The organism is Bradyrhizobium sp. UBA2491, assembly GCF_002341725.1.
GTDB lineage: Bacteria > Pseudomonadota > Alphaproteobacteria > Rhizobiales > Xanthobacteraceae > Bradyrhizobium.
Genome location: NZ_DDOP01000001.1, coordinates 76,398 through 89,988, shown reverse-complemented (window position 1 = coordinate 89,988; position 13,591 = coordinate 76,398). Strand labels below are relative to the sequence as shown.

Sequence of the window (13,591 nt, the reverse complement as noted above, 5' to 3'; positions counted from 1 at the left end):
GCCCGGCCCTCGCAAGACGGCCGGGCTTTTTGCGTCTGGCGTTCACCGGGGGGATGCTCCATGCTCCCGCCCAAGCCTCGGCACGAAGGCGGCGCGATCTCTCGACGATCGCGGCGGCAAGAAAAGCAAGCGCGACGATCGGCAATCCAGTCAGCGCTTCGATGACATGAGGAAAACACAACCAGGGCAGGATTCAAAATGAAGCGCAGAGATTTCATCAAGGTCACGGGTTTAGGCGTCGCCGGTGCCGCGACCATCGCAGCGCCGGCGATCGCGCAGTCGATGCCCGAACTGAAATGGCGCATGACGACGAGCTGGCCGAAATCGCTCGACACCATTCACGGTGGCGCCGAGATCATGGCGAAGGCCGTCGGCGAGGCCACCGACGGCAAATTCCAGATCCAGACCTTCGCCGCGGGCGAAATCGTCCCCGGTCTGCAAGTGCTCGACGCCGTGCAGAACGGCACCGTCGAGATGGGGCATACCGCGTCCTACTATTATTTCGGCAAGGACCCCACCTTCACCCTGGGAACGTCGGTGCCGTTCGGACCGAACTCGCGCCTCAACCAGGCCTGGTTCATCCAGGGCGGCGGCAAGGACCTGCTCAACGAATTCTACAAGGGCTACAACTTCACCTCATTGCTCGCCGGCAACACCACCTGCCAGATGGGTGGTTGGTTTCGCAAGGAGATCAACACCGTCGATGATCTCAAGGGATTGAAATTCCGCATCGGCGGTTTTCCCGGGCGCGTGATGCAGAAGCTCGGCTGCGTGCCGCAGCAACTCGCCGGCGGCGACATCTACCCGGCGCTCGAAAAGGGCACGATCGATGCGGCGGAATGGGTCGGGCCCTATGACGACGAGAAGCTCGGCCTGTATAAGGTCGCGCCGCATTACTACTATCCCGGCTGGTGGGAAGGCGGCACGATGCTGCTGGCGATCGTCAATCTCGACAAGTGGAATGCGCTGCCCAAGTACTATCAGAACGTTCTCGAGCAGGCTGGTCATCTCGCCAACAACTGGATGATGGCGAAGTACGATACGGTGAACCCGACGGGGTTGAAGAAACTGCTCGCCGGCGGCGCCAAGCTTCACGCCTTCTCGCAGCCGATCATGGAGGCAAGCTACAAGGCGGCGAAGGAGCTGCACGCGGAGGTCTCGGCCAGCAATCCCAACTTCAAGAAGATTCTGGATTCGCTGATGGCCTATTCCAACTCGGGCTACCAGTGGTTCCAGGTCGCCGAGATCGGCTACGACAACTTCATGGCGCGCCACTTGCAGGGCTGATCCTGACCGTCCAGGGCGCGATGAGGTCGGGCCGAACCCTCATCGCGGTCTGGTGCACAGGGCAATACGGTTCGTCGCGTTCGATCAGGTCTTCGACGCGACGCTGGTCTCGAACACGCAGCCGCGCCAATCGCTGGTCGGGCAGTTGGTCGGCCAGCCGCCGCCGAGCGCCAGGAACAGCGCCGCGGTGTCGGACAGCCGCGTCGCCACCGCCTGCACGCGGGTGATCGCGGCGTTCAGATAGACCTGCTGCGCGTTCAGCACATTGACCTGGTTGACCTGTCCGAGCACGAGCTGCTTCTGCACGATGTCGAGGCTGGCCTTGGCGGCGTTCTCCGCCTTGATCGCGGCTTGCACGGCGCGGGCGTCGGCCTGCAGGCTGCGCAGCGCGTCGGCGACGTTCTGGAACGCGGTAATGACGGCCTGGCGGTACTGCGCGTTGGCCTGGTCGAGCGCGGCCTCGGCGGCCTTCTGCTTGTGATACAGCGTGAAGCCGTCGAACAAGGTCTGCGTCGCGCTGCCGGCGACCGTGTAGAACAGCGTTCCCGGCGTGAACAGCTGGGCGGTCTGGAACGCGATCGAGCCGGGATTGGCACTGATGGTGAAGCTCGGCAGGCGCGCGGCGATCGCGACGCCGACCAGCGCGCTTGCCGAATGCATGTTGGCCTCCGCGGCCCGCACATCCGGGCGCTGCGCCACTAGCGTGCTCGGCAGGCTCACCGGAAGGTTGGCGGGCAGCTTGAAGCGGTCGAGATCGAATTTTTGCAGGATCTCGTCGGCGGAGAATTGCCCGGCCAGCGCGGTGAGCAGATCGCGCTGCACCGCAAGCTGCTTCTGCAACGGCGGCAGGGTCTGCTCGGACTGGGCGAGGGCCGCTTCCTGGGCCAGCACGTCGACCTGTGCCGCCTGGCCCGCATTGAACTGGCTCTTCAGGATGCCGAGAATGTCGCGCTCGATCTTGATGATGCGCTCGGTGGCTGCGATCTGGCCGCGCAGCGATGCCTCCTGGATCGCCGCCGTGACCACGTTGGCGGTGAGCGCCAGATACGCGGCCTCGAGCTGGAACTTGGCCTGTTCGGTGAGCGCATCGAGGCTCTCGACGTTGCGGATGTTCTCCCCCCACACGTCGGGCACGAAACTGATGTTGAGCTGCGCGGTGTACAGCGAGTAGCGCTCCTGCGCCGTGTTGCCGGGGCCGGACTGGGCGTTCGACACCAACTGGTCGGAGGGCGTGAAGTTCGCGCCGACCTGCGGGAAGAACAGGCCGCGCTGCGCCAGGGCGTTGTAATTTGCCATCCGGATCGATGCCTCGGCCGCCTGCAACGACGGATTATGCTCCACCGTCAGGCGGATCAGCTCGTTGAGCGGCGTCGAGCGGAAGGCGGCCCACCACATGGTCGGGATGTCGGCCCCGTTGACGAAGCGCTGCCTCGTCACGCGGGGACCGGCTGCGTCGGAACCGGGCGACTGCAATTTCTCCGGCGTGTAGCCGGCGACGTCGGGCGCGGGCGGCGAGGAGAAATTCGGACCGACCGCGCAGCTCGCGAGCATGAGTGCGCCGAAGGCCACCGCCAGCGCGCGGATCGGCGCGGCGGCTGTATGATGAGGCAATTTTGCGCTGAGGGCGTACATGACCGGGCGCCTCTAATGCGCTGCTTCGGGCGGCGCCGCGGCAGGCGTCTCGTCGGGTGAGGCGACACGCTCGCGCGACAGGAAGATCTGGCGCAATGCCGGTGCGACGATCAGTAGCAGCAGCGGCCCGATGAACATGCCGCCGACCACGACCGTCGCAAGCGGCCGTTGCACCTGACTACCGATACCATGCGACAGCGCGGCCGGGAACAGGCCCACACCCGCGGACAGCGCCGTCATCAGCATCGGCCGCATGCGCTGCTCGGCGCCGTTGAACACCGCTTCCGCAATGCTCATTCCCGAGGCCCGCAATTCGCGGAAGTAGGTGATGTTGAGGATGCCGTCCATGACCGCGACGCCGAACAGCGAGATGAAGCCGATCGCGGCCGAGATCGAGAAGTCGAGCCCAGCCAGATACAGCGCGATCAGGCCGCCGCCGACCGCGAACGGGATGCCGGCCAGCGCCAGCAGGCTGTCGCGCAGCGAATTGAACAGGCTGTAGAGCAACACGAAGATCAGGAGCAACGTCACCGGCACCACGATCAGCAGCCGCGCCTTGGCGGCTTCCAGATTGTCGAACTCGCCCGACCAGATCATCCGGTATCCGGTCGGCAGCGGCACCGCGTCGGCGACGCGCCGCTGCGCCTCTGCCACCGTGCTGCCGAGATCGCGGCCGCGCACGCTGAACTTGATCGGGATGTAGCGCTGGCTGCGCTCGCGGTAGATGAACGATGCGCCGGTATCGAGCGAGATGTCGGCGAGTTCGCTCAACGGGATGTAGGCGTTGGATCCCGATGGCGTCTGGTAGGCGACCTTGATCTCGCGCACCGAATCGATGCTCTCGCGGAATTTCGGGTCGAGCCGAACCACCACGCCGAACTGCCGGTCGCCCTCCAGCACCGTGGTGGCGTTGGTACCGCCGAGCGCGGCCTGCACCACGGTCGTCACGTCGCCGGTGTTGAGGCCGTAGCGCGCGGTCTTCTCCCGGTTGACCCTGATGTTGAGGTTCGGCTGCCCGACCAGATGGAAGATGCCGAGGTCGGCAACGCCGCGAATCTTGGCCATCTCCTGCGAGACCTTGCCCGCGAGCTGCTCGAGCACGGCGAGGTTCGGGCCGATGATCTTGACCGAGTTGGCGCCCTTGACGCCCGACAGCGCCTCTTCGACGTTGTCCTGGATATACTGTGAGAAGTTGAAGGTGACGCCGGGCAGTTCCTGGTCGAACTCCCGCTGCAATTCCTCGGTGAGCTTTTCCTTGGTCAGGCCGGGCGGCCATTGGTCGAACGGCTTGATCGGCGCGAACAGCTCGACGTTCGAGAATGGTGAAGCGTCGCTGCCGTTATCGGGACGGCCGTGCTGCGACACCACGGTGATGATCTCGGGATGACGCAGCAGGATCTCGCGCATCTTGCGGGTCGGGTTGGTGCCGGCATCGAGCGACATGGTCGGCGGCATCGAGGCGCGGATCCAGAAATTGCCTTCCTCGAGCGCCGGCAGGAACTCGCTGCCGAGGCGGCTTGCGGCGAGCACGCTGAGGCCGAGGAAGATGAGGCCGGCCGCGACCGCGACCTTCAAGTGCGACAGCGACCAGCGCAGCACCGGCGTATAGGCCTTGCGCAGCGAGCGCACGATGACGGTCTCGGTCTCCTCGATCTGCTTCGGCAGCAGCAGGGAGGCCAGCACCGGCGTCACCGTGAACGTCGCCAGCAGCGCGCCGGCCAGCGCATAGCCGTAGGTGCGCGCCATCGGCCCGAAGATCTGGCCTTCGACGCCCTGCATCGTGAACAGCGGCACGAAGGCGGTGACCGTGATGGCGGCGGTGAAGAACACCGCCTTGTCGACCTGCAATGCGCTGACGAAGATCATGCGCAACCGCTCGGTCCAGCCCGGCGCGGGCTGGCCGTTCTGTGCGGTGGTCGGATCGCTCCCCCAATAGCCCTGCGCAAGGTGTTGCAGCACGCGCAGCCGGTTTTCGGGCGCGGATTGGAAGTTGCGGAATATGTTCTCCATCATGATGACGGCGGAATCGACGATGATGCCGAAATCGACCGCACCGAGCGACAGCAGGTTGGCGTCCTCGCCTTGCAGCACCAGGATGATGATGGCGAAGAACAGCGCGAACGGGATGTTGGCGCTGACGATCAGCGCGCTGCGCAGATCGCCGAGGAACACCCACTGGATCACGAACACCAGGAGGCAGCCGAACACCAGATTGTGCAGCACGGTGTGGGTGGTGACGTTGACCAGCGAGGTGCGGTCGTAATAGGGCACGACCTTGACACCCGGGGGCAGGGTGCCATCGCTGTTCATCTTGGCGACTTCCTCCTCGACCCTGGGGACGATGTCGTTGGTGTGCTGCGTGCGTCCCATGACGACAATCGCCGCGGCGACGTCGTCGTCCTTGTCCTTTCCGGCGATGCCGAGCCGCGGCACATAGCCGACCGAGACGTTGGCGACGTCCTTGATCTGGATCGGCAGCCCGTTCGACTGGGTCAGCACGATATTCTCGATGTCACGGACCCTGTAGCCCTTGGTGACATCGTCTTCCCCGCCGGAATTGATCAGGCCGATGCCGCGGATGTTGACCGATTGCTGGCCGATCGCGATCTCGCGGCCGCCGACATTGACGTTGGAATTGCCGAGCGCGCTGATCAGTTGCGGCACGGTGATGTTGTAGGCCTCGAGCTTCTCGAGGTCGGCGTCGACGTTGAACTGCTTGGTGGTGCCGCCCCAGGAGTTGATCTGCACCACGCCCGGAAGCGTCATCAGCCGGCGGGCGACGACGTAGTCCTGCAATGTCCTGAGATTGGTCAGGCCGAAATTCGGCGGACCGACGAGCTGGTAGCGGTAGATCTCGCCAACCAGGCTGGACTGCTGGATCTGCGGTACCTGGTTGCCGGGAAGCTGGACGTTCTGGGTGATGCTGTTGGTGGCCTGGGTGAGCGCGAAATAATAGTCCACGCCGTATTTGAAGGTCACCCGCACGAACGACAGGCCGTAGAACGAAGTCGAGCGGATGTTGACGACGCCCGGCGTCGGATAGAGGCCGACCTCCATCGGGATCGTGTAGTACTTCTCCATCTCCTCGGCCGAGAGGCCGGCGGCCTGCGCGGTGATCTCGAGGATCACCGGCGCCGGATTGGGATAGGCCTCGATGTTCAGCTTGTAGAATGCGGCAATGCCGGCGGCGCAGAATACCGCGAGGCCAAGCACGATGACGGCGCTTCGTGTCAGACCGAACTGGAGGATGCTCTTGATCACTGGACTACTGCACTAGGTCTGGAACGGAGGAACGCGCGGCTCATCTCGCAGCTCACCGCTATCCGGTGGCTGCGTTGGCAAACTTGTTGCTGAGGAAGATCGCGCCGGTGGAGGCGACCTTTTCGTCGGCGGCAACGCCATCGAGGATCTGACGCCAGCCGTTCTGTTCCATTCCGATCTTCACCGATCGCCGGTTGAACCGCCGGCCATCGCTGGTGACCCACACTGTCATCGTTCCGTCACCTTCGCGCACGACCGCGTCGATCGGCACGCTGACCGACGTCTTCGGCGGTTCGGTTTCGATCGTGAAACTGGCGAGCATGCCGGCGCGCAGCTTGTGCTGGGGATCGTCGATCACCGAACGCACCAGCTGGCGGTGCGAATTCGGATCGATGTTGAGGCCGAGCGTGGTCACGCGGCCGCGAAACACCTCGTTGGGATAGGCCGGCACCCGCACCTCGACCGGCTGGCCGATCCGGTAGGCGGGCGCGTCGGTTTCGATCACGTTGGCCACCATCCACATCGTCGAGATGTCGGCGAGCGAATAGGGCGCCGGCGCGTTGCCGGGCTGCACATAGAGGCCGGGTGCGGCATTGCGCGCGATGATCCGGCCGGAGATCGTGCTCGGCACGACCAGGATGGAATCGACCTTGCGGTCGGCGACGATGCGATCGATCTCTGCATCGGTCTTGCCGAACAGCCGAACCGCGTCGCGCCCCGCCTTGAAATTACCTTCGGCGGTCTGCTGGTCCGATGTGGCCTGGTCAACGTCCTTCTGCGCGCCGCCACCGGTCTTGAGCAATTGCTTGACCCGCGCGAGCGTCCTGGTTTGCAGCTCGAGCACACCGGCCGAGGCGAGCAGTCCGGATTCGGCCTGAAGCAGATCAGGGCTGTCGATGGTGAACAGCGTATCGCCTTTCTTCACTTCGTCACCGACGTTGAAGAATGTATCGACGATTCGTCCGGGATTCGGCGTGAATGCCTGCACCAGCATGTTCTGATTGAAATCGATCGAGCCGACCGCGTTCTTCAGCGTCTTGAAGGAACGCTGTTCCGCGGGAATAACCTTGAGGCTCTCGGCCTGCTTGTCGGTCAGGACGACATACTGCTCGTCGACGTTGACATCGGACGCGGTGTTGGTCGGCGCTGCCTTGACGCTCTCGACCCCGTTGGTGCGCACCAGCAGCCACGCGCCCGCCAGCAACCCAGCCACCACGGGCAGCGCTACAAATCCCGCATACTTCATCCGAAATGACATCGCCCGCCTGATTCGCCGAGGTTGGAGAGGCCGCACAAGAACCCGAAACCTAACCGCATCGCGGACAGGGATATTGGTCTTGGCGAGGCCCGGAACCTGTTATCAGGACCAGCTTACGCCAGCCTTACACTGCTTTGCACAACGACGGCGGTCGCAACCGAATTTACGTTGCAGCATAGGCGCTTTCATCTATTTCTTGTAGGCGCGAACCGAGCCGTCCATAGAAAAAACATAGCCTGTTTTGCGTGGCCGGGGCGGTCTGCCGAAATGCGCGTCGTTTGCACGTTGCCACTGCCCGCGGAGCGGTCCGTCCCGGAATTTCCGGAATAGCTGGCCTATCGCAATCGGGTGTGCGAACAGGCACGCTTAGGTACGGGCACGCTTGGGTGAAGACAGGATTGCTGCGATGCGCCTTCTGATCGTCGAGGACAATGTCGAGCTCTCGCGACTGCTCGCCAGCGGGCTGATGGCAGCGGGTTATGAATCCGATCTCGTCAACAGCGTGGCCGAGGCGCGCGATGCGCTGCGCAGCGTCAGTTATGCTGCCATGATCCTCGATCTCGGCCTGCCCGACGGCGATGGTCTGGCGGTGCTGTCGGAGCTTCGCCGCAGGAGCGACCCGTTGCCGGTCCTGGTGCTGACCGCGCGCAACGGTCTTCAGGATCGGGTCAACGGCCTGCGCAGCGGCGCGGATGATTATCTGGCCAAGCCATTCGCGCTGGAAGAACTGGTGGCGCGGCTCGAAGCCATCCTGCGCCGGCCCGGCCAGCTGCTCGGCTCGTCGCTGAAGCTCGCCAATCTCGTCTACGACACCGAGAGCAAGCAGGTGTTCGTCGACGGCGTTCCGCACGTCTTCTCGGCGCGCGAGACCTCGGTGCTGGAGATCCTGCTGCGGCGGCAAGGGCGGGTGGTGCCGAAGAAGAACGTCGAGGACCACATCTTCGGCCTGTCGGGCGAGGTCGCCTCGAATGCCGTGGAAGTCTACGTGTCGCGGCTGCGCAAGCTGCTCGCCGAACACCAGGCCAAGATCATCATCCATACCATTCGCGGCGTCGGCTATCTGATGGCGGAGGAGAAATAGGCGTGTTCCGCTTCGCGTCGCTGACCTCGCGGATCGTGTTCCTGCACATCGTGGCGGTCGCGGTCGCTGCGATCTTCCTGCCGCTGTTGCTGCTGTGGCTGCTGAATTCGGAGATCAACCAGCTGCATCGCGAGGCGATGCGCGATCAGGCCGCCGACCTCGGGCAGAACCTCTCTGTCGACGCCGCCGGCAAGGTCGTGCTCAACCTGCCGGACAGCCTGCGGGGGCTCTATTCCGACGCCTATGGCCGTTACCGCTATGACATCTACGATGCCGACGGCCAGTTGCTGTTCTCGTCGCATCGCGGCGCGCCGAGGCTGCCCGCCGCGGCCGACCGGATTTCCGGGGCCAGCGCCACCAAGCTGCTCGGCGGCCAGACACTGCGCATCCAGGTTGCCGAGGATCTGTCGCATCGCGACGTGATCATCGATGACATCGTCTCCAACTTCTTCCGGCGGGTTGGCTGGATCACCATCCCGATCCTCTTGATCCTGCTCGCCACCGACATCCTGATTTTCCGTCGCGCCGTGACGCCGTTATTGCGGGCCTCGGAGGAAGCCAGGAGCATCGGACCCGCCAGGACCGACATCCGTCTCCCCACCGAAGGGATTCCGAGCGAGATCCTGCCGCTGGTGACCGCCGTCAATCAGGCCTTCGACCGCCTGGAGGAGGGGTTTCACGTGCAGCGGCAGTTCACGGCCGATGCCGCGCATCAGCTTCGCACCCCGCTCGCGATCCTCAGGACCCGGATCGAGACGCTGGATGAAGCGAAGGGGACCAAGGAGCTGCATGCCGACATCGAGAGCATGAGCCGCATCGTCAGCCAGCTCCTGGAGATCGCCGAGCTCGATACGCTGGTGCTGGACCCCGGCGAGACCGCGGACCTGCGCGCGGTCTGCGCCGAGGTGGTCGGCTCGATCGCGCCCTATGCGCTGGCACAACGCAAGGACATCGCGCTGCGCGGCACCGATGGCCCGGTGCGGGTCAGGGGCAATGCCGAAATGCTACAGCGCGCGATCTTCAATCTGGCGGAGAACGCCATCAAGTACACCGCCGACGCGACCTCTGTCGATGTCGAGGTGCGCGAGGACGGCTCGGTGCAGGTGCGGGATTGCGGGCCGGGGATTGCGCCCGCCGAGCAAGGCCTGATCTTCCAGCGCTTCTGGCGCGGCGACCGCCAGCGCCAGCGCACGGATGGCGCCGGGCTCGGGCTGTCGATCGTCCGCGGCGTCGTCGAAGATCACGATGCGACGGTCAAGGTGGAGAACCTGCCGTCTGGCGGCGCCCAGTTCACGCTGGGCTTCCGCCTCGCGTAAGGCGGAGCCGGCTGCGGCCTGATCTCCGGCCTATTTCACCTTGCCATCGGACAGGTCCATGATCATGCGCGTGGTGAGGTACAGGCGTGGCACGATGCTGTTGAGCTGGACGTATTCAGCATCGTTGGAGTGCGCGCCGAAGCCGGACAGGCCCATGCCTTCCACCACGGCCCCTTTGCTTTTGAGGCCGGCGAACGCGGCGTCGGTGCCGCCGCCGGTAGCTCTCTCTGCCACGTTCATCGACAGGCCCAGTTCCTGGTAGATCGCCTTGCCATGGCCGGCCACGCGGCGCGAGGCGTCGGTGGCCTCGAGCGGCGGGCGGCGCACCTCGAACTTCAGGTCGACCTTGGAATCCGGCAACAGCCGGCTCTTGATTTTGTCTTGCAGCGCGGTCTGGAGCTCATCGAAATCGGAAACCTTGAGCGCGCGCGCGTCGGCCTGCGCCGAGGCGTCGGCGGGGATCACGTTGCGGTTGCTGCCGGCCTTGGACACCGTCCAGTTCAGCTTCAGGCCCTGCTCGGGCTTGGACAGGTCCTTCATCTGCAACACCTGGTAGGACAGCTCGTAGAGTGCATTCACGCCGCCTTCCGGCCGCGCGCCCGCATGCGACGACTTGCCATGCACGGTGAGATAGGCCGAGCCGATGCCGCTGGTGGCGAGGCGCAGCGTGCCGTTGGCATCGCTGCCCTCGAACGAAAACACGGCATCCTGCTCGGCCGCGAGGCGGGTAATGGTGCTGCGCCAGCCGGGCGAGGAGATTTCCTCATCGCCGTTGATCAGCACCGTCAGCGTGCCGTAGTTCCTGAAATTGAGCTTCTGCAGCAGGGCCACCGCATGGATGATGGTGGCAACGCCCTGCTTGTCGTCGGCAATGCCGAGGCCATAGGCCTTGTCGCCGTCGATGCGGAACGGTTGGTCCTTCAGCATGCCCTTGAGATACACCGTGTCCATGTGGGCGATCAGCATGATCTTCGCCTTGCCGGTGCCGGTGAAGACGGCCTGCACGGCGGGGCCGACCTTCTCGGGCGTGTCGTCCAGCCGGTAGACATCGGTGGAGTGCAGGATCTCCACCGTGCCGCCGATCTTCTTCAGTTCGCCAGCGACGTGCTCGGCAATCTGGTTGAGGCCCTCGATGTCCTTGCTGCCGGACTCGATCTGCACGAGGTCGCGCAGGGTGTCGAGCAGCGGCTGCTGCTCCTGCTGGGCCAGCGCGCGCAGATCGGCCTCCGGTGCGGCACGCGCGACGCCAGCGGCGAGGGCGAAGCCGAGCGAGAGCATCAGCGGGCGAACGAACGAGTGGGGGAATCGGGAGTAGGGCATAGACGGAGGTCTGTGAGTTGGGGACGATCCCTGTGTCTTCACAGGCCTCTCCATCGCCGTCAACCGTCACGGCATGCCGCGCTCATGCGAGGCATGCCGTGCGCCGATTATTGTTTCGGCTGGCCGAAATCGAGCGGTGGCAGGTCGATCTGCGGCACCTCGATCTTGACCTTGTTGAGGTCGACATCGATCGGCTTGTCGAGCAGCCCGGTGACGACGACCGGGAATGCGATCACCAGCGCCACCATGATCGCCTGCAACCCGATCCAGGGCATGGCGCCCCAGTAGATGTCGGAGCTCTTCACTTCCTTCGGCGCCACGCCGCGCAGATAGAACAGCGCGAAGCCGAACGGCGGATGCAGGAACGAGGTCTGCATGTTGACGCACAGCATCACGCCGAACCAGATCAGCGCGGCCTCGGGGCCCACCACCGGCGCCAGCACCTTCTGGGCGATCGGCGCGATCATCGGCAGGATGATGAACGCGATCTCGAAGAAGTCGAGGAAGAACGCCAGGAAGAAGATGAAGATGTTGATGAAGATCAGGAAGCCCCAGACGCCGCCGGGCAGCGAGGTCAGATGGTGCTCAAGCCAGGTGCCGCCGGACACGCCGAGGAACACCACCGAAAAGCAGGTCGAACCGATCAGGATGAAGGTGACCATGCAGGTGATGCGCATGGTGGTCTCATAGCCCTGCTTGATCAGGTCGCGCAGGTCCGGGATCTTCACCGCTTCGATGCAGATCCAGACCACGGCGATATAGGTGATCGCGAACGCCAGCTTGAAGATCAGGTTCTCGGTGTAGAGCATCGCGACGATGGTGCCGATGCCGCCGGCGATCACGCCAGCGATCAGCACCTTCCTGCCGGTCGCGCTGAAATCCTTGTGGTGGATGGCGGCGAGCACGATGGCGCCGACCGCGCCCATGGCGCCGGCCTCGGTCGGGGTCGCAAGGCCCATCATCATAGTGCCGAGCACGACGAAGATCAGCACCGCCGACGGGATGATGCCGAGCAGGCACTTCTTCCACAGCGCCCAGCCGGACAGCGTGCGCGCTTCGAGCGGCACCGCCGGTACGTGGCTCGGCTTGAAGATGCCGAGCAGGAAGGTGTAGCCGGCGAACAGCAGGATCTGGAACACCGACGGGCCCCAGGCGCCGAGATACATGTCGCCGACCGATTTGCCGAGCTGGTCGGCGAGCACGATGAGGACGAGAGAGGGGGGAACCAGTTGCGTGATGGTGCCGGACGCGGCCAGCACGCCGGTGATATAGCGGATGTTGTAGCCGTAACGGATCATCACCGGCATCGAGATCAGCGCCATCGCGATCACCTGCGCCGCCACGGTGCCGGTGATGGCGCCGAGGATGAAGCCGACGATGATCACCGAATAGCCGAGGCCGCCGCGAATCGGGCCGAACAGCTGGCCCATCGAGTCCAGCATGTCCTCGGCGAGCCCGCATCTCTCCAATATCGCGCCCATGAAGGTGAAGAACGGGATTGCGAGCAACAGCTCGTTGGACAGCACGCTGCCGAAGATGCGGCCCGGGATCGCCTGCAGGAAGTTGAGGTCGAAGAAGCCGAGATAGATCGACAGGAACCCGAACGACAGGCCGACCGCGGCGAGCGTGAATGCCACCGGATAGCCGATCAGCATCGCAACGATCAGGCCGCCGAACATCAGGGGCGGCATCATCTCCAGCGTGATCATTGCGTCGGCCTCTCATACTTCGCGTCGATGGTCACATAGCCCTGCAGCGCGGCGATCCGCTTGATCACCTCTGAGACGCCTTGCAACGCAAGCATCACGAAGCCGGACGGGACAACGAATTTGATCGGCCAGCGCAGCAGGCCGCCGGCATTGCCGCTCATCTCGCCGACCGCGTAGGCCTGGTAGAAGAACGGCCAGGACAGATAGGCGAGCAGCAGGCAGGACGGGATCAGGAAGAACAGCGTGCCGATCAGGTCGAGCCAGAGCTGGCCGCGTTCGGACAGCATCAGGTAGAGGATCTCGACGCGCACGTGCTCGTTGCGCTTGAAGGTGTAGGAGGCGCCGAACATCACGAGGATCGCGAACATGTACCACTGCGCCTCGAGCCAGCCGTTCGAGGAGTAGCTGAACGCGTAGCGGATCATGGCATTGCCGGCGCTGACCAGGCAGGCGATCAGCACGAGCAGGTTGCAGATGGTGCCGATCTTCTCGTTAAGTCGATCGATGGCCTGACTTAGAGCCAACAATGGGCGCATCACGATCTCCGCGGTCGCGCGGTCTGCGCGCCGAATATCTCTTCAAGCATCATCTGGCCGCCGCGCGCATGCACACGGAGCCACGGCTCATCTTCAGGAGCAGTTGCAAAACGATCTTCCTCCCCCGAAATCCGCTTCCGCCGTTGTTGGCTGCTCTTGGCTGCCGGATCGTCGGCGACAGCCGAGGGGGC

Annotated in this window: 9 protein-coding genes; 3 read left to right on the top strand and 6 right to left on the bottom strand. The window is 64.3% G+C overall.

Annotated elements, in window-relative coordinates:
• Positions 1-198 precede the first annotated feature (198 nt).
• On the top strand, positions 199-1,287 hold the full coding sequence (locus B2W55_RS00395; protein ID WP_024582304.1) for a TRAP transporter substrate-binding protein: 1,089 nt from the start codon (positions 199-201) through the stop codon (positions 1,285-1,287).
• 84 nt (positions 1,288-1,371) lie between these two features.
• Here the strand turns inward: B2W55_RS00395 and B2W55_RS00390 are convergent, their stop codons facing one another.
• The 3 genes from B2W55_RS00390 to B2W55_RS00380 are packed head-to-tail and all read right to left on the bottom strand — an operon-like array spanning position 1,372 to position 7,426.
• Positions 1,372-2,919, bottom strand: a complete 1,548-nt coding sequence (locus tag B2W55_RS00390; protein ID WP_024582303.1) for an efflux transporter outer membrane subunit — start codon at positions 2,917-2,919, stop codon at positions 1,372-1,374.
• 12 nt (positions 2,920-2,931) lie between these two features.
• Positions 2,932-6,180 (bottom strand): efflux RND transporter permease subunit, encoded by a 3,249-nt coding sequence (locus B2W55_RS00385; RefSeq protein ID WP_024582302.1) that lies wholly within the window; start codon positions 6,178-6,180, stop codon positions 2,932-2,934.
• 58 nt (positions 6,181-6,238) lie between these two features.
• Positions 6,239-7,426, bottom strand: a complete 1,188-nt coding sequence (locus B2W55_RS00380) for an efflux RND transporter periplasmic adaptor subunit (protein ID WP_024582301.1) — start codon at positions 7,424-7,426, stop codon at positions 6,239-6,241.
• A 418-nt stretch (positions 7,427-7,844) separates the two neighbouring features.
• On the opposite strand from B2W55_RS00380, the gene B2W55_RS00375 reads away from it, so the two are divergent.
• Together B2W55_RS00375 and B2W55_RS00370 are read left to right on the top strand one after the other, a co-directional pair.
• The gene (locus tag B2W55_RS00375; RefSeq protein WP_024582300.1) at positions 7,845-8,519 is read left to right on the top strand and encodes a response regulator transcription factor; all 675 of its coding nucleotides are present in this window, start codon (positions 7,845-7,847) and stop codon (positions 8,517-8,519) included.
• A gap of 2 nt (positions 8,520-8,521) precedes the next feature.
• Positions 8,522-9,835, top strand: coding sequence for a sensor histidine kinase (locus B2W55_RS00370; RefSeq protein ID WP_029879375.1), 1,314 nt, complete (start codon positions 8,522-8,524; stop codon positions 9,833-9,835).
• A gap of 30 nt (positions 9,836-9,865) precedes the next feature.
• On the opposite strand, the gene B2W55_RS00365 is transcribed toward B2W55_RS00370, so the two are convergent.
• The 3 genes from B2W55_RS00365 to B2W55_RS00355 all read right to left on the bottom strand — a co-directional run bounded on the left by B2W55_RS00365 (position 9,866) and on the right by B2W55_RS00355 (position 13,400).
• Positions 9,866-11,155 carry a M20/M25/M40 family metallo-hydrolase gene (locus B2W55_RS00365; protein WP_035636138.1) on the bottom strand — a complete coding sequence of 430 codons (1,290 nt, stop codon included), beginning with the start codon at positions 11,153-11,155 and terminating at the stop codon, positions 9,866-9,868.
• A 107-nt stretch (positions 11,156-11,262) separates the two neighbouring features.
• Entirely contained in the window at positions 11,263-12,864 is a 1,602-nt protein-coding gene (locus B2W55_RS00360) for a TRAP transporter large permease (RefSeq protein WP_024582298.1), read from the bottom strand.
• Positions 12,861-13,400, bottom strand: a complete 540-nt coding sequence (locus B2W55_RS00355; RefSeq protein WP_024582297.1) for a TRAP transporter small permease subunit — start codon at positions 13,398-13,400, stop codon at positions 12,861-12,863. The genes B2W55_RS00360 and B2W55_RS00355 overlap by 4 nt, the downstream gene beginning before the upstream one ends.
• Positions 13,401-13,591 lie beyond the last annotated feature (191 nt).

Coding starts and splice junctions, on each gene's coding strand:
- B2W55_RS00380 (WP_024582301.1), bottom strand. CDS start 7,426: ATGAAGTATGCGGGATTTGTAGCGCTGCCCGTGGTGGCTGGGTTGCTG.
- B2W55_RS00375 (WP_024582300.1), top strand. CDS start 7,845: ATGCGCCTTCTGATCGTCGAGGACAATGTCGAGCTCTCGCGACTGCTC.
- B2W55_RS00360 (WP_024582298.1), bottom strand. CDS start 12,864: ATGATCACGCTGGAGATGATGCCGCCCCTGATGTTCGGCGGCCTGATC.
- B2W55_RS00355 (WP_024582297.1), bottom strand. CDS start 13,400: ATGCGCCCATTGTTGGCTCTAAGTCAGGCCATCGATCGACTTAACGAG.
- B2W55_RS00390 (WP_024582303.1), bottom strand. CDS start 2,919: ATGTACGCCCTCAGCGCAAAATTGCCTCATCATACAGCCGCCGCGCCG.
- B2W55_RS00395 (WP_024582304.1), top strand. CDS start 199: ATGAAGCGCAGAGATTTCATCAAGGTCACGGGTTTAGGCGTCGCCGGT.
- B2W55_RS00365 (WP_035636138.1), bottom strand. CDS start 11,155: ATGCCCTACTCCCGATTCCCCCACTCGTTCGTTCGCCCGCTGATGCTC.